This is a genomic window from Streptomyces sp. LUP47B, from assembly GCF_001746295.1.
In the GTDB taxonomy this organism is placed as follows: domain Bacteria; phylum Actinomycetota; class Actinomycetes; order Streptomycetales; family Streptomycetaceae; genus Streptomyces.
In genome coordinates this window covers 122,661-138,528 of record NZ_MJAH01000009.1, presented here as the reverse complement: position 1 = coordinate 138,528, position 15,868 = coordinate 122,661, and the positions used below count along the sequence as shown (strand labels likewise).

At 68.6% G+C, this 15,868-nt stretch carries 13 protein-coding genes; all 13 read right to left on the bottom strand.

Going from position 1 to position 15,868, the window contains the following annotated elements:
• Positions 1-179: 179 nt before the first annotated feature.
• The 13 genes from nuoN to BFN33_RS26830 are packed head-to-tail and all read right to left on the bottom strand — an operon-like array spanning position 180 to position 15,856.
• On the bottom strand, positions 180-1,829 hold the full coding sequence (gene nuoN, locus BFN33_RS26890) for an NADH-quinone oxidoreductase subunit NuoN (RefSeq protein WP_069762744.1): 1,650 nt from the start codon (positions 1,827-1,829) through the stop codon (positions 180-182).
• A complete protein-coding gene (locus tag BFN33_RS26885) occupies positions 1,826-3,397 on the bottom strand; it encodes an NADH-quinone oxidoreductase subunit M (protein ID WP_069762743.1) in 1,572 nt (523 codons plus the stop codon). The genes nuoN and BFN33_RS26885 overlap by 4 nt, the downstream gene beginning before the upstream one ends.
• 5 nt (positions 3,398-3,402) lie before the next feature.
• Positions 3,403-5,367 carry an NADH-quinone oxidoreductase subunit L gene (nuoL, locus tag BFN33_RS26880; RefSeq protein WP_069762742.1) on the bottom strand — a complete coding sequence of 655 codons (1,965 nt, stop codon included), beginning with the start codon at positions 5,365-5,367 and terminating at the stop codon, positions 3,403-3,405.
• Between the two features lie 14 nt (positions 5,368-5,381).
• Complete coding sequence (nuoK, locus tag BFN33_RS26875; RefSeq protein ID WP_003974374.1) at positions 5,382-5,681, bottom strand: NADH-quinone oxidoreductase subunit NuoK; 300 nt, start codon at positions 5,679-5,681, stop codon at positions 5,382-5,384.
• Positions 5,678-6,514 carry an NADH-quinone oxidoreductase subunit J gene (locus BFN33_RS26870; RefSeq protein WP_069762741.1) on the bottom strand — a complete coding sequence of 279 codons (837 nt, stop codon included), beginning with the start codon at positions 6,512-6,514 and terminating at the stop codon, positions 5,678-5,680. The genes nuoK and BFN33_RS26870 overlap by 4 nt, the downstream gene beginning before the upstream one ends.
• Complete coding sequence (gene nuoI / locus BFN33_RS26865) at positions 6,511-7,152, bottom strand: NADH-quinone oxidoreductase subunit NuoI (RefSeq protein WP_069762740.1); 642 nt, start codon at positions 7,150-7,152, stop codon at positions 6,511-6,513. Before nuoI ends, BFN33_RS26870 begins: the two co-directional genes overlap by 4 nt.
• Positions 7,145-8,521 (bottom strand): NADH-quinone oxidoreductase subunit NuoH, encoded by a 1,377-nt coding sequence (gene nuoH / locus BFN33_RS26860; RefSeq protein WP_069762739.1) that lies wholly within the window; start codon positions 8,519-8,521, stop codon positions 7,145-7,147. The genes nuoI and nuoH overlap by 8 nt, the downstream gene beginning before the upstream one ends.
• Positions 8,518-11,022 carry an NADH-quinone oxidoreductase subunit G gene (locus BFN33_RS26855; protein ID WP_069762738.1) on the bottom strand — a complete coding sequence of 835 codons (2,505 nt, stop codon included), beginning with the start codon at positions 11,020-11,022 and terminating at the stop codon, positions 8,518-8,520. Before BFN33_RS26855 ends, nuoH begins: the two co-directional genes overlap by 4 nt.
• Positions 11,019-12,365, bottom strand: a complete 1,347-nt coding sequence (nuoF, locus tag BFN33_RS26850; protein WP_057608002.1) for an NADH-quinone oxidoreductase subunit NuoF — start codon at positions 12,363-12,365, stop codon at positions 11,019-11,021. Before nuoF ends, BFN33_RS26855 begins: the two co-directional genes overlap by 4 nt.
• Entirely contained in the window at positions 12,365-13,225 is an 861-nt protein-coding gene (gene nuoE / locus BFN33_RS26845) for an NADH-quinone oxidoreductase subunit NuoE (protein WP_069762737.1), read from the bottom strand. The genes nuoF and nuoE overlap by 1 nt, the downstream gene beginning before the upstream one ends.
• On the bottom strand, positions 13,222-14,544 hold the full coding sequence (locus tag BFN33_RS26840) for an NADH-quinone oxidoreductase subunit D (protein WP_069762736.1): 1,323 nt from the start codon (positions 14,542-14,544) through the stop codon (positions 13,222-13,224). Before BFN33_RS26840 ends, nuoE begins: the two co-directional genes overlap by 4 nt.
• Positions 14,541-15,305, bottom strand: a complete 765-nt coding sequence (locus tag BFN33_RS26835) for an NADH-quinone oxidoreductase subunit C (protein ID WP_069762735.1) — start codon at positions 15,303-15,305, stop codon at positions 14,541-14,543. Before BFN33_RS26835 ends, BFN33_RS26840 begins: the two co-directional genes overlap by 4 nt.
• Complete coding sequence (locus tag BFN33_RS26830; protein ID WP_010041554.1) at positions 15,302-15,856, bottom strand: NADH-quinone oxidoreductase subunit B family protein; 555 nt, start codon at positions 15,854-15,856, stop codon at positions 15,302-15,304. Before BFN33_RS26830 ends, BFN33_RS26835 begins: the two co-directional genes overlap by 4 nt.
• Positions 15,857-15,868: the final 12 nt, after the last annotated feature.

Here is a 15,868-nt window from a genome sequence, read left to right as displayed (position 1 = left end):
GGACCGACAGCGTCGGAGTTATCCACAGGCCGGGCCGGTGACGTTCCGTGGCCACTCGATCGGCCACTGTCATATGAGGCCCGCTCTGGCCACGGACTGGCGGCCCCGTACGCAACCGGCCCCGGCTCCCTCGCAGGGAACCGGGGCCCGCCGCATGAACACGGTTCAGGCACCTCGGATCAGCGCACGAACACTCCCGCCTGGTTCGCCAGGTCCAGGAAGTACTGCGGCGCCACACCGAGCACCAGCGTGACCGCCACGCCGACGGCGATCGCCGTCATCGTCAGCGGTGACGGCACGGCGACCGTCGGCCCCTCCGGGCGCGGCTCGCTGAAGAACATCAGGACGATCACCCGGATGTAGAAGAACGCGGCGATGGCCGACGAGATCACACCGACCACGACGAGCGGCGCCGCGCCGCCTTCCGCCGCCGCCTTGAACACGGCGAACTTCCCGGCGAAGCCGGAGGTCAGCGGGATTCCGGCGAAGGCCAGCAGGAACACCGCGAACACGGCGGCCACCAGCGGCGAACGGCGGCCCAGTCCCGCCCACTTGGACAGGTGTGTCGCCTCACCGCCGGCGTCGCGCACCAGCGTCACCACGGCGAACGCGCCGATCGTCACGAACGAGTACGCCGCCAGGTAGAAAAGGACGGACGACACCCCGTCCGGCGTGGTCGCGATGACACCCGCGAGGATGAATCCCGCGTGCGCGATCGACGAGTACGCCAGCAGCCGCTTGATGTCGGTCTGCGTGATCGCGACGATCGCACCGCCGAGCATGGTGACGATCGCGACGGCCCACATCACCGGCCGCCAGTCCCAGCGCAGGCCCGGCAGGACCACGTACAGCAGACGCAGCAGCGCGCCGAACGCGGCCACCTTGGTCGCCGCCGCCATGAAGCCGGTGACCGGGGTCGGCGCACCCTGGTAGACGTCCGGCGTCCACATGTGGAACGGGACGGCGCCGACCTTGAACAGCAGGCCCATGACGATCATCGCGGCGCCGATCAGCAGCAGCGCGTCGTTGCCCATGGTGTCCACGAGCGCCGGGTCCACGGTGGCGATCGTGCCGTCGACGACCTTCGCGATGGTGCCGTACGACACCGAGCCCGCGTAGCCGTACAGCAGCGCGATCCCGAACAGGGTGAACGCGGAGGCGAACGAGCCCAGCAGGAAGTACTTGACCGCGGCCTCCTGCGACATGAGCCGCTTGCGGCGGGCCAGCGCGCACAGCAGGTACAGCGGGAGCGAGAAGACCTCCAGGGCCACGAACAGCGTCAGCAGGTCGTTGGCCGCCGGGAAGATCAGCATGCCCGCGACCGCGAAGAGCAGCAGCGGGAACACCTCGGTGGTGGTGAACCCGGCCTTCACGGCCGCCTTCTCACTGTCACTGCCCGGCACGGACGCGGCCTGCGCGACGAACGAGTCGACGCGGTTGCCGTGTGTCTCGGGGTCGAGCCGGCGCTCGGCGAAGGTGAACAGGCCGACCAGGCCCGCCAGCAGGATCGTGCCCTGGAGGAACAGGGCCGGTCCGTCGACGGCGATGGCGCCCATCGCCGCGATGCCCGCCTTGGTGGAGGCGTATCCGTCGGAAGCGAGGGCGACGACCGCCGCGAAGGCGGCGCACAGCGCCACGACGGACACGAACAGCTGGGCGTAGTAACGGGATTTGCGCGGGACGAACGCCTCGACCAGCACTCCGATGATCGCCGCGCCCAGGATGATCAGGGTGGGCGACAATTGCCCGTATTCGATCTTCGGCGCGTCGATCTTGGAGATCGGGTCGGCCGCGGTTGTCCACAGGCTGTGGACGGCTGTCGCACTCACTTGGCCGCCTCCACCTCGGGCTTGGGGTCCTTCTTGTGTACGTCGGACATGGTCGACTTCACCGCCGGGTTCACGATGTCCGTGACGGGCTTCGGGTAGACGCCCAGGAAGATCAACAGGACGACGAGCGGGGCGACGACCAGGAGCTCACGCGCGCGCAGGTCGGGCATCGCGGAGACCTCCGGCTTCACGGGGCCCGTCATCGTCCGCTGGTAGAGGACGAGGGTGTAGAGCGCGGCGAGCACGATGCCGAACGTCGCGATGATGCCGATCACCGGGTAGCGCGCGAAGGTGCCGACCAGGACCAGGAACTCACTCACGAAGGGCGCGAGTCCCGGCAGGGACAGGGTCGCCAGGCCGCCGATCAGGAAGGTGCCGGCGAGCACCGGGGCGACCTTCTGGACTCCGCCGTAGTCGGAGATGAGCCGCGAGCCGCGCCGCGAGATCAGGAAGCCCGCCACCAGCATCAGCGCGGCCGTCGAGATCCCGTGGTTGACCATGTAGAGCGTCGCGCCGGACTGGCCCTGGCTGGTCATCGCGAAGATTCCCATGATGATGAAGCCGAAGTGCGAGATCGACGCGTAGGCCACCAGCCGCTTGATGTCCCGCTGGCCGACCGCGAGCAGCGCCCCGTAGATGATGCTGATCACCGCCAGGACCATGATCGCGGGTGTCGCCCACTTGCTGGCCTCCGGGAAGAGCTGGAGGCAGAAGCGGAGCATCGCGAAGGTGCCCACCTTGTCGACGACCGCCGTGATGAGCACGGCGACCGGGGCGGTGGCCTCGCCCATCGCGTTGGGCAGCCAGGTGTGCAGCGGCCACAGGGGCGCCTTCACCGCGAAGGCGAAGAAGAACCCGAGGAACAGCCAGCGTTCGGTGTTCGTCGCCATGTCCAGCGTGCCGTTGGCGCGCGCTGCGGCGATCTCCTGGAGGCTGAAGTTCCCGGCGACCACGTAGAGGCCGATCACCGCGGCCAGCATGATCAGACCGCCGACCAGGTTGTAGAGGAGGAACTTCACCGCGGCGTACGAGCGTTGGGCCGCCGCCTTCTCGTCGGAGCCCGCGTGGGCACGGTCCCCGAAGCCGCCGATGAGGAAGTACATCGGGATGAGCATGGCTTCGAAGAAGATGTAGAAGAGAAAGACGTCGGTGGCCTCGAAGGAGATGATCACCATCGCCTCGACGGCCAGGATGAGGGCGAAGAAGCCCTGCGTCGGCCGCCACCGCCTGCTTCCGGTCTCCAGCGGGTCGGCGTCGTGCCAGCCCGCCAGGATGATGAACGGGATCAGCAGCGCGGTCAGCGCGAGAAGCGCCACTCCGATGCCGTCCACGCCCAGTTCGTACCGGACCCCGAAGTCCGCGATCCAGGCGTGAGATTCGGTCAGTTGGTAGCGGGCGCCGTCCGGGTCGAAGCGGACCAGGACGGCGATCGCGAGGGCGAGTGTGGCGACTGAGACGAGCAGCGCCAGCCATTTGGCGGCGGTGCGTTGCGCGGCCGGCACGGCGGCCGTGGCGATCGCCCCGATCGCCGGGAGCGCCGCCGTCGCTGTCAGCAGAGGAAAGGACATCGGTATCAGACCGCCCTCATCAGCAGGGTCGCGGCAACGAGGATCGCCGCGCCGCCGAACATCGAGACCGCGTACGACCGCGCGTAGCCGTTCTGCAGCTTGCGCATCCGCCCGGACAGGCCGCCGACCGAGGCCGCCGTGCCGTTGACCACGCCGTCGACCAGGGTGTGGTCGACGTAGACCAGGGAGCGGGTGAGGTGCTCTCCGCCGCGGACCAGGACGACGTGGTTGAAGTCGTCCTGGAGCAGGTCGCGCCGGGCGGCCCGGGTGAGCAGCGACCCGCGCGGGGCGACGGCCGGGACGGGTTTGCGGCCGTACTGGGCCCAGGCGATGGCGACGCCGATCACCAGGCACACCATGGTCGCGCCGGTGACGGTGGCCGCGCTGAGCGGGGAGTCGCCCTCGCTGTGCCCGGTGATGGGCTCCAGCCAGTGCAGGAAGCGGTCGCCGATGCTGAAGAAGCCGCCGGCGAAGACCGATCCGAAGGCCAGCACGATCATCGGGATCGTCATGGACCTGGGGGACTCGTGCGGGTGAGGTTCGGCGTGTTCGCCGTGGTGCTCGGCGGCGGGTTCCGCGCTCGGAGCCTCCGGAGAGCGGGTGGGCTGGTTCTTCCAGCGCTCCTCTCCGAAGAACGTCATCAGCATCACGCGCGTCATGTAGAAGGCGGTGATGGCCGCGCCCAGCAGGGCCGCGCCGCCGAGGATCCAGCCCTCGGTGCCGCCCTTGGCGAAGGCCGCCTCGATGATCTTGTCCTTGGAGAAGAAGCCGGACAGGCCCGGGAAGCCGATGATGGCCAGGTAGCCGAGGCCGAAGGTGACGAAGGTGATCGGCATGTACTTGCGCAGGCCGCCGTACTTCCTCATGTCGACCTCGTCGTTCATGCCGTGCATGACCGAACCGGCGCCGAGGAAGAGCCCGGCCTTGAAGAAGCCGTGCGTCACCAGGTGCATGATCGCGAAGACGTAGCCGATGGGGCCGAGGCCCGCGGCGAGGACCATGTAGCCGATCTGCGACATGGTCGAGCCGGCCAGTGCCTTCTTGATGTCGTCCTTCGCGCAACCGACGATCGCACCGAACAGGAGCGTGACGGCCCCGACGACGGTGACGACGAGCTGGGCGTCGGGGGCGAGGTTGAAGATGTTGGCGGAGCGGACGATCAGATAGACGCCGGCGGTCACCATGGTCGCCGCGTGGATGAGGGCCGAGACCGGAGTCGGGCCCTCCATCGCGTCCCCGAGCCAGGACTGCAGCGGGACCTGGGCGGACTTGCCGCAGGCGGCCAGCAGCAGCATCAGGGCGATGCCTGTGAGCGTGGCCCCGGAGGCGCCCTCGACGAGTCCGGGCTTGTCGTGGCTGCCGAGGACCGGACCGAAGGCGAAGGTGCCGAACGTCGTGAACATCAGCATGATCGCGATCGACAGGCCCATGTCGCCGACGCGGTTGACCAGGAAGGCCTTCTTCGCCGCGGTGGCCGCGCTGGGCTTGTGCTGCCAGAAGCCGATCAGCAGGTAGGAGGCGAGACCGACGCCTTCCCAGCCGACGTACAGCAGCAGGTAGTTGTCGGCGAGGACGAGCAGCAGCATCGCCGCGAGGAACAGGTTGAGATAGCCGAAGAAGCGGCGGCGGCGCTCGTCGTGCTCCATGTACCCGATCGAGTACAGGTGGATCAGCGAGCCGACGCCGGTGATCAGCAGCACGAACGTCATCGACAGCTGGTCGAGGCGGAAGGTGACGTCGGCCTGGAAGCCCTCGACCGGGATCCAGGTCCACAGGTGCTGGATGAGCGTGCGGTGTTCGGCGTTCTTGCCGAGCAGGTCGGCGAAGAGGATGGTGCCGAACACGAAGGAAGCGGCGGCGAGGATCGTGCCGATCCAGTGGCCGACGGCGTCCAGCCGCCGGCCGCCGGTCAGCAGGACCGCCGCTCCGAGCAGAGGCGCCGCGATGAGCAGCGCGATCAGGTTCTCCACGATTCAGCGACCCCTTACAGCTTCATCAGGCTGGCGTCGTCGACCGAGGCCGAGTGGCGGGAACGGAACAGCGACACGATGATCGCGAGCCCGACCACGACCTCCGCGGCGGCGACGACCATCGTGAAGAAGGCGATGATCTGGCCGTCGAGATTGCCGTGCATTCGGGAGAAGGCGACGAACGCGAGGTTGCAGGCGTTGAGCATGAGCTCGATGCACATGAACACGACGATGGCGTTGCGCCTGATCAGCACGCCGGTGGCGCCGATCGTGAACAACAGGGCGGCGAGGTAGAGGTAGTTGACCGGGTTCACTTCGACGCCTCCCTCTTGAAGGTGGCCGGTTCGATCTCGGTCCGCTCCAGGCGCTCCTCCGCGCGCTGCTCCAACGCCTTGAGGTCGTTGAGAGCTTCGGCGGAGACGTCACGGATCTGGCCGCGCTGGCGCAGCGTCTTGTTGACCGTGAGCTCGGAGGGGGTGCCGTCGGGCAGCAGGCCCGCGATGTCCACCGCGTTGTGCCGGGCGTAGACGCCGGGGGCGGGCAGCGGCGGGAGGTGCTTGCCCTCGCGGACGCGCTTCTCGGCCATCTCGCGCTGGGTCAGGGCGCGCTCGGTGCGCTCGCGGTGGGTGAGCACCATGGCGCCGACGGCGGCCGTGATCAGCAGAGCGCCGGTGATTTCGAAGGCGAAGACGTACTTGGTGAAGATGAGGGTCGCCAGGCCCTCCACATTGCCGCCGGAGTTGGCCTGGGTGAGGCCGTTGAACTCGTTGAGGGAGGCGTTGCCGATGCCCGCGAACAGCAGGATGCCGAAGCCGAGCCCGCACAGCAGGGCCAGCCAGCGCTGGCCCTTGATGGTCTCCTTCAGGGAGTCCGCCGCGGTCACGCCGACGAGCATCACCACGAACAGGAACAGCATCATGATCGCGCCGGTGTAGACGACGATCTGCACGACGCCGAGGAAGTAGGCGCCGTTGGCGAGGTAGAACACCGCCAGGATGATCATGGTGCCGGCGAGACAGAGCGCGCTGTGCACGGCCTTCTTCATGAAGACGGTGCACAGGGCGCCGATCACGGCGACGGTGCCGAGGACCCAGAACTGGAAGGCCTCGCCGGTGGAGGTGGAGTAGGCGGCCAGTTGCGCGCTCATCGCCCGATCACCTTCTCCGACGCCGGTTCGTCCTCACCGAAGGTGGAGTCGGCCTCCTGGACCACCTCGCCCTTGGAGACGGCGACCTGGGGAACGGTGCCGGGCGCGGCCTCGGTCACCAGGCCCCGGTAGTAGTCCTGCTCGTCCGTGCCGGGGTAGATGGCGTGGGGCGAGTCGACCATGCCCTCCTCGAGACCGGCGAGCAGCTGGTCCTTGGTGAAGATGAGGTTGGCGCGGCTGCTGTCGGCCAGCTCGAACTCGTTGGTCATCGTCAGCGCGCGCGTGGGGCACGCCTCGATGCACAGGCCGCACAGGATGCAGCGGGCGTAGTTGATCTGGTAGACGCGGCCGTACCGCTCGCCCGGCGAGTAGCGCTCCTCGTCGGTGTTGTCGGCGCCCTCCACATAGATGGCGTCGGCGGGGCAGGCCCAGGCGCACAGCTCGCAGCCGACGCACTTCTCCAGGCCGTCCGGATGGCGGTTGAGCTGGTGCCGTCCGTGGAACCGCGGAGCGGTGGTCTTCTTCTGCTCCGGGTACTGCTCGGTCAGCCGCTTCTTGAACATGGCCTTGAAGGTCACGCCGAAGCCGGCGACGGGGTTCATGAAACCGGGCTTGGTCTCCTTGGGCTCCTCAGCCATCGGACGCCTCCTTTCCATCCGTAGAACCAGTCAGCGGTCCGTCACTGTGAGTATCGGGCCCGCCACTGACAATCAGTTCACGCTCCTGGCGCGAGGGGCGCCGCGGTACCGCCGGCACCTCCTGTCCGGGCAGCGGCGGTACGGGGAATCCGCCCGCCATCGGGTCGAATCCGGCCGGCACTTCGTCGGGCTGCGCCGCTGCCTTCGACTTCTCGCGGAACATGTCGGCGACGAACGAGAGCAGCAGCAGGACCAGGACTCCGCCGCCGACGTAGAGGGCGATGTCGGCGAAGTCGTAGTTCTCGTTCTTCAGGGTCCGCACGGTCGCCACGAGCATCAGCCACACCACCGAGACCGGGATGAGGACCTTCCAGCCGAGCTTCATCAGCTGGTCGTAGCGGACCCGCGGGAGCGTGCCGCGCAGCCAGATGAAGAAGAACAGCAGCAGCTGCACCTTGATCACGAACCAGAGGAGCGGCCACCAGCCGTGGTTGGCGCCCTCCCAGAAGGTGCTGATGGGCCAGGGAGCCCGCCAGCCGCCGAGGAAGAGCGTGGTCGTCACGGCCGAGACCGTCACCATGTTCACGTACTCGGCGAGCATGAACAGCGCGAACTTGATCGACGAGTACTCGGTGTTGAAGCCGCCGACCAGGTCGCCCTCGGACTCCGGCATGTCGAAGGGGGCGCGGTTGGTCTCGCCGACCATCGTGATGACGTAGATGATGAAGGAGACCGGCAGCAGGACGATGTACCAGCGGCCCTGCTGGGCCTCGACGATCGCCGAGGTGGACATCGACCCGGAGTAGAGGAACACCGAGGCGAAGGCCGCGCCCATGGCGATCTCGTACGAGATCATCTGCGCGCACGAGCGCAGACCGCCGAGCAGCGGATACGTCGACCCGGAGCTCCAGCCCGCCAGGACGATGCCGTAGATGCCGACCGAGGCGACCGCGAGGATGTAGAGCATCGCGATCGGCAGGTCGGTGAGCTGCATCGCGGTGCGGTGGCCGAAGATCGAGACCTCGTTGTCGGACGGCCCGAAGGGGATCACCGCGATCGCCATGAAGGCCGGGATGGCCGCGACGACCGGCGCGAGGACGTAGACCACCTTGTCCGCGCGCTTGACGATGACGTCTTCCTTCAGCATCAGCTTGATGCCGTCGGCCAGCGACTGGAGCATGCCCCAGGGACCGTGCCGGTTGGGGCCGATACGCAACTGCATCCAGGCGACGACCTTGCGCTCCCACACGATCGAGAACAACACGGTCAGCATCAGGAAGGCGAAACAGAAGACGGCCTTGATGACGACAAGCCACCACGGATCGGTGCCGAACATCGAGAGGTCTTCCGCAGCGAGGTACGGGCTCATGCCTCCACCTCCTTGGGAGCTTCGGCGGCGAGCGTGGCCGGGCCGATGCGGACGAGGGAACCAGGCAGCGCCCCGGCGTCGGAGGCGACGCCGCCGCCGATGGAGTTCAGCGGGAGCCAGACCACGCGGTCGGGCATCTCGGTGATCTCCAGCGGCAGTTCGACTACTCCGGTCTTGCCGGTCACGGCGAGGAGGTCGCCTTCCTTGACGCCCACCTCGGCGGCTGTTGCGGCGGACACACGCGCGCGTGCCGCGTGCCGGGTCCCGGCGAGCGCCTCGTCGCCCTGCTGGAGGAGACCCTGGTCGAGCAGCAGCCGGTGCCCGGCCAGTACGGCCTCTCCGGCGGCGGGCCGCGGCAACTGGGCCCCGGTCTCGAAGGGCTCGGTGCCCCGCGGTCCGTCCCAGGGACCGAGCCGGTCGATCTCCGCGCGCGTGGTGCGCAGATCGGGCAGGCCCAGGTGTACGTCCATGGCGTCGGCCAGCATCTGCAGGACCCGTGCGTCGGTGGGTGCGAGACCGCGGGTCATCTGGTCGGGCTTGAGCGCGGCCTCGAAGAAGCGCACCCTGCCCTCCCAGTTGAGGAAGGTGCCGGCCTTCTCGGCGACCGCGGCCACCGGCAGGACGACGTCCGCGAGGGCGGTGACCTCACCCGGCCGCAGTTCCAGCGACACCACGAACCCGACCTCCTGGAGCGCTTCACGCGCGCGTGCCGGATCGGGCAGGTCGGCGATCTCGACGCCCGCGACCACCAGGGCCTGCAGCTCGCCGGACAGCGCGGCCTCGACGATCTGACCGGTGTCCCGCCCGAAGCGGTGCGGGAGTTCGGCCACGCGCCAGACCGAGGCGACCTCCTCACGCGCGCGCGGGTCGGTGGCCGGACGACCGCCCGGCAGGAGCGACGGCAGCGCGCCCGCCTCGAGGGCACCGCGCTCTCCGGCCCGCCGCGGGATCCACACCAGCTGCGCGCCGGTCGCGGAGGCGGCCCGAACGGCGGCGGTCAGTGCGCCCTTCGCCGCGGCAAGCCGTTCACCGACGACGATCACGGCGCCCGCGGTGCGCAGCGCCTCGGCGGCCCTGCTGCCGTCACCCTCCAGTCCCACTTCGCCGGCCAGCGCGTCCAGCCATTCGGTCTCGGTGCCGGGAGCGGCGGGCAGCAGCGTGCCGCCGGCCTTCTCCAGGCCGCGGGTGGCATGGGTGGCGAGCGAGAAGACCTTCTGTCCGTGCTTGCGCCAGGCCTTGCGCAGCCTCAGGAAGACGCCGGGCGCCTCCTCCTCGGCCTCGAACCCGACCAGCAGGACCGCCGGTGCCTTCTCCAGAGCGGAGTACGTGACGCCCGTACCGTCGAGGTCGCGTCCGCGGCCCGCGATCCGCGCGGCCAGGAAGTCGGCCTCCTCGCTGCTGTGCACGCGCGCGCGGAAGTCGATGTCGTTGGTGTCGAGCGCCACGCGCGCGAACTTGCTGTACGCGTAGGCGTCCTCGATGGTGAGGCGGCCGCCGGTGAGGACTCCGGCCCGGCCGCGCGAGGCGAGCAGTCCCTGGGCGGCGATCTGGAGGGCTTCCGGCCAGGAGGCCGGCACCAGCTCACCCTCGGGGTTGCGGACCAGCGGGTGCTCCAGCCGGTCCCGCTGCTGCGCGTACCGGAAGGCGAAGCGCCCCTTGTCGCAGATCCACTCCTCGTTGACCTCGGGGTCGTTGGCCGCGAGCTTGCGCATGACCTTGCCACGCCTGTGGTCCGTGCGGGTGGCACAGCCGCCGGAGCAGTGCTCGCACACGCTCGGGGAGGACACCAGGTCGAAGGGGCGGGAGCGGAATCGGTACGCCGCCGAGGTCAGCGCGCCGACCGGGCAGATCTGGATGGTGTTGCCGGAGAAGTACGACTCGAAGGGGTCGCCCTCACCGGTGCCGACCTGCTGGAGCGCGCCCCGCTCGACCAGTTCGATCATGGGGTCGCCCGCGATCTGGTTGGAGAAGCGGGTGCAGCGGGCGCACAGCACGCACCGCTCGCGGTCGAGCAGCACCTGTGTGGAGATCGGGACGGGCTTCTCGTACGTCCGCTTCTTGCCCTCGAACCGGGACTCGGACTGGCCGTGGGACATCGCCTGGTTCTGCAGGGGGCACTCGCCGCCCTTGTCGCAGACCGGGCAGTCCAGCGGGTGGTTGATGAGGAGGAGCTCCATCACACCGTGCTGGGCCTTCTCGGCGACCGGCGAGGTGAGGTGGGTCTTCACCACCATCCCGTCGGTGCAGGTGATGGTGCAGGAGGCCATCGGCTTGCGCTGGCCCTCGACCTCGACGATGCACTGGCGACAGGCGCCGGCCGGGTCGAGCAGGGGGTGGTCGCAGAACCGGGGGATCTCGATGCCGAGCTCTTCGGCGGCCCGGATGACCAGGGTGCCCTTGGGCACGCTGATCTCGGCGCCGTCGATCGTGAGCGTGACGAGATCCTCCGGCGGGACCGCCGCCTCTCCCCCGCCTGTGGGAGTGCTGGTGGTCACGGTCATGCGTTCACCTCCGTGCGGTCGGCCCAGGCCGTCGACTTGGCCGGGTCGAAGGGGCAGCCGCGGCCCGTGATGTGCTGCTCGTACTCCTCGCGGAAGTACTTGAGCGAGGAGAAGATCGGCGAGGCGGCGCCGTCGCCGAGGGCGCAGAACGACTTGCCGTTGATGTTGTCGGCGATGTCGTTCAGCTTGTCGAGGTCGGACATCACGCCCTTGCCGGCCTCGATGTCGCGCAGCAACTGCACGAGCCAGTACGTCCCTTCACGGCACGGGGTGCACTTGCCGCAGGACTCGTGGGCGTAGAACTCGGTCCAGCGGGTGACGGCGCGCACGACGCAGGTCGTCTCGTCGAAGCACTGCAGGGCCTTGGTGCCGAGCATGGAACCTGCGGCGCCGACGCCCTCGTAGTCGAGGGGGACGTCGAGGTGCTCGTCGGTGAACATCGGCGTCGAGGAACCGCCGGGCGTCCAGAACTTGAGCCGGTGGCCCGGCCGCATCCCGCCGCTCATCTCCAGAAGCTGGCGGAGCGTGATGCCGAGCGGGGCCTCGAACTGGCCGGGACTGGCGACATGGCCGCTGAGCGAGTAGAGCGTGAAGCCCGGGGACTTCTCGCTGCCCATCGACCGGAACCATTCTTTGCCCCGGGTCAGAATCGCGGGAACCGACGCGATCGACTCCACGTTATTCACAACAGTCGGGCAGGCGTAGAGGCCTGCGACCGCAGGAAAGGGGGGACGGAGCCGCGGTTGACCACGGCGGCCTTCGAGCGAGTCGAGCAGTGCGGTCTCCTCACCGCAGATGTACGCGCCTGCGCCCGCGTGCACGGTGAGTTCGAGATCGAGGCCGCTGCCCAGGATGTTCTGTCCGAGGTAGCCGGCCGCGTAGGCCTCGCTCACGGCCGCGTGCAGCCGCCGCAGTACTGGGACGACCTCACCACGCAGATAGATGAAGGCATGCGACGACCTGATGGCATAACACGCGATGACAATGCCCTCGATGAGGCTGTGCGGGTTCGCGAAGAGGAGCGGGATGTCCTTGCACGTCCCGGGCTCCGACTCGTCGGCGTTGACAACTAGATAGTGCGGCTTTCCATCTCCCTGCGGAATGAACTGCCATTTCATTCCCGTGGGGAATCCCGCACCGCCGCGGCCGCGCAGACCGGAGTCCTTGACGTACGCGATCAGGTCGTCCGGCGACATGGCGAGCGCCTTGCGGAGCCCCTCGTACCCCTCGTGCCTCTTGTAGACGTCCAGTGACCAGGACTTGTCCTCGTCCCAGAAGGCCGACAGCACGGGTGCGAGCAGCTTCTCGGGGCTGGTGTCTTTGAGTTCGGGTGCCAAGGTCATCACTCCCCCTCCTCGGCGGTGGGCCCGGCCGGATGGGCCGGGTCGGAGGCCGACGTGTCCTGTGGCGCGTCGTGTGAGCTCAGGTGCTCCGACGGGGACGGCTCGTGGACGTCCCTGTCCTGCGGTGCGCCGTCGCGCGGATGGACCACGCGCGCGGGTGCGGTCTCTCCCCTGGCCAGGCGGAGGCCCACCAGCGACGCGGGTCCCGCTCCGCCGCTCGCCTCGACGGCCCCGGGCCGCTCGTCGGGGAAGCCGGCGAGGATCCGCGCGGTCTCCTTGAAGGTGCACAGCGGCGCCCCGCGCGTGGGCTCCACCGGACGGCCCGCGCGCAGGTCGTCGACCATGCGCTTCGCGCTCGCCGGGGTCTGGTTGTCGAAGAACTCCCAGTTGACCATCACGACCGGCGCGAAGTCGCAGGCCGCGTTGCACTCGATGTGCTCCAGGGTGACCTTGCCGTCGTCGGTGGTCTCGCCGTTGCCGACGCCCAGGTGCTCCTGCAGCTCCGCGAAGATCGCGTCGCCGCCCATCACCGCGCAGAGGGTGTTGGTGCACACACCCACCTGGTAGTCACCCGAGGGCTTGCGCCGGTACATGGTGTAGAAGGTGGCCACCGCGGTGACCTCGGCCGTGGTCAGCTCCAGCACGTCCGCGCAGAACCGCATCCCGGTGCGCGTGACGTGTCCCTCCTCCGACTGCACGAGATGCAGCAACGGCAGGAGCGCCGAGCGGGAGTCCGGGTAGCGGGCGATGATTTCGCGCGCGTCCCTCTCGAGCCTCTCTCGAACGTCGTCCGGGTAAGCGGGCGCGGGCAGTTCGGGCATGCCCAGGCTGACGCCCCGCTCGGAAGAACTGGTGGTCACCGGTCGACGCCTCCCATCACGGGGTCGATGGACGCGACAGCGACGATGACGTCGGCGACCTGGCCGCCCTCGCACATCGCCGCCATGGCCTGAAGGTTGGTGAAGGACGGGTCGCGGAAGTGGACCCGGAAGGGGCGGGTGCCGCCGTCGGACACGGCGTGCACCCCGAGCTCGCCCTTGGGCGACTCGACGGCCGCATATGCCTGTCCCGGCGGGACGCGGAAGCCCTCGGTGACCAGCTTGAAGTGGTGGATCAGGGCCTCCATGGAGGTGCCCATGATCTTCTTGATGTGGTCGAGGGAATTGCCGAGCCCGTCAGGGCCCAGGGCGAGCTGGGCGGGCCAGGCGATCTTCTTGTCGGCGACCATGACCGGGCCGGGCTGCAGCCGGTCCAGGCACTGCTCGACGATCCTGAGCGACTGGCGCATCTCCTCGAGCCGGATGAGGAAGCGGCCGTAGGAGTCGCAGGTGTCGGCGGTCGGGATGTCGAACTCGTAGGTCTCGTAGCCGCAGTAGGGCTGTGACTTGCGCAGGTCGTGCGGCAGGCCGGTGGAGCGCAGGATCGGACCGGTGGCGCCGAGGGCCATGCAGCCCGCGAGGTCGAGGTGGCCGACGTCCTGCATACGGGCCTTGAAGATGGGGTTCCCGGTGGCGAGCTTGTCGTACTCCGGGAGGTTCTTCTTCATCTTCTTCACGAACTCGCGGATGTGGTCCACCGCGCCGGGCGGCAGGTCCTGCGCGAGTCCGCCGGGGCGGATGTACGCGTGGTTCATCCTGAGGCCCGTGATGAGCTCGTAGATGTCGAGAATCATTTCACGATCACGGAATCCGTAGATCATGATCGTGGTGGCGCCGAGTTCCATGCCGCCGGTGGCGATGCACACCAGGTGCGAGGAGAGCCGGTTCAGCTCCATCAGGAGCACCCGGATGATCGTGGCCCGGTCGGTGATCTGGTCCTCGATGCCGAGGAGTTTCTCGACGGCGAGGCAGTAGGCGGTCTCGTTGAAGAAGGACGTCAGGTAGTCCATGCGCGTCACGAACGTGGTGCCCTGCGTCCACGTGCGGAACTCGAGGTTCTTCTCGATGCCGGTGTGGAGGTAGCCGATGCCGCAGCGGGCCTCGGTGACCGTCTCGCCGTCGATCTCCAGGATCAGCCGGAGCACCCCGTGGGTGGAGGGGTGCTGCGGGCCCATGTTGACGACGATGCGCTCGTCGTCGGCGCGGGCCGCGGACTGGACGACCTCGTCCCAGTCGCCACCGGTGACCGTGTACACGGTGCCCTCGGTGGTCTCACGAGGAGTTGCGTGCTGCGTGCTCATGAGTACGACCTCCGCTGGTCCGGAGCCGGGATCTGGGCGCCCTTGTACTCGACGGGGATGCCGCCGAGGGGGTAGTCCTTGCGCTGCGGGTGGCCCTGCCAGTCGTCCGGCATCATGATCCGCGTCAGGGCCGGGTGACCGTCGAAGACGATCCCGAAGAAGTCGTAGGTCTCGCGCTCGTGCCAGTCGTTGGTCGGATAGACGGAGACCAGGGACGGGATGTGCGGGTCGGCGTCCGGCGCGCTGACCTCCAGGCGGATCAGCCGGTTGTGGGTGATCGAGCGCAGGTGGTAGACGGCGTGCAGCTCGCGGCCCTTGTCGTGGAGGTAGTGGACGCCGCTGACGCCGGTGCAGAGCTCGAAGCGCAGGGCCGGGTCGTCGCGCAGGGTGCGGGCGACGCGGAGCAGGTGCTCGCGCTCGATGTGGAAGGTGATCTCGCCGCGGTCGACGACCGTCTTCTCGATCGCGTTGCCGGGGAGCAGTCCCTGCTCCTCCAGGGCGCCTTCCAGCTCGTCGGCGACCTCGTCGAACCATCCGCCGTAGGGGCGGGCCGCCGGTCCCGGGAGGCGGACCGAGCGGACCAGACCGCCGTAGCCGGAGGTGTCGCCGCCGTTGTTGGCGCCGAACATGCCGCGCTGGACGCGGATCTCCTCACCGCCGTCTCCGCGCTGGCCGGGGAGGTTGGAGGCGGTGAGGTCCTTCTCCGGGTTCACCCCTTCCCCGGACCGGTCGACCCCGTTGGTGCCGTTCGCGTCGCTCACCGCAGCAGCCCCTTCATCTCGATCGTGGGCAGGGCCTTGAGCGCCGCCTCCTCCGCCTCACGGGCCGCCTCCTCGGCGTTCACGCCGAGCTTGGAGGTCTGGATCTTCTGGTGGAGCTTGAGAATCGCGTCCATCAGCATCTCGGGCCGTGGCGGGCAGCCGGGCAGATAGATGTCGACCGGCACGATGTGGTCGACGCCCTGCACGATCGCGTAGTTGTTGAACATGCCGCCCGAGGAGGCGCAGACCCCCATGGAGATGACCCACTTGGGGTTCGGCATCTGGTCGTAGACCTGCCTGAGCACCGGCGCCATCTTCTGGCTGACCCGGCCGGCGACGATCATGAGGTCCGCCTGACGGGGTGAGCCGCGGAAGACCTCCATGCCGAAGCGGGCCAGGTCGTAGCGTCCGGCACCCGTGGTCATCATCTCGATGGCACAGCAGGCCAGGCCGAAGGTGGCCGGGAAGACGGACGACTTTCGCACCCAGCCCGCGGCCTGCTCGACGGTGGTCAGCAGGAAGCCGCTCGGCAGCTTTTCTTCGAGTCCCATGAGTTAAAGGCC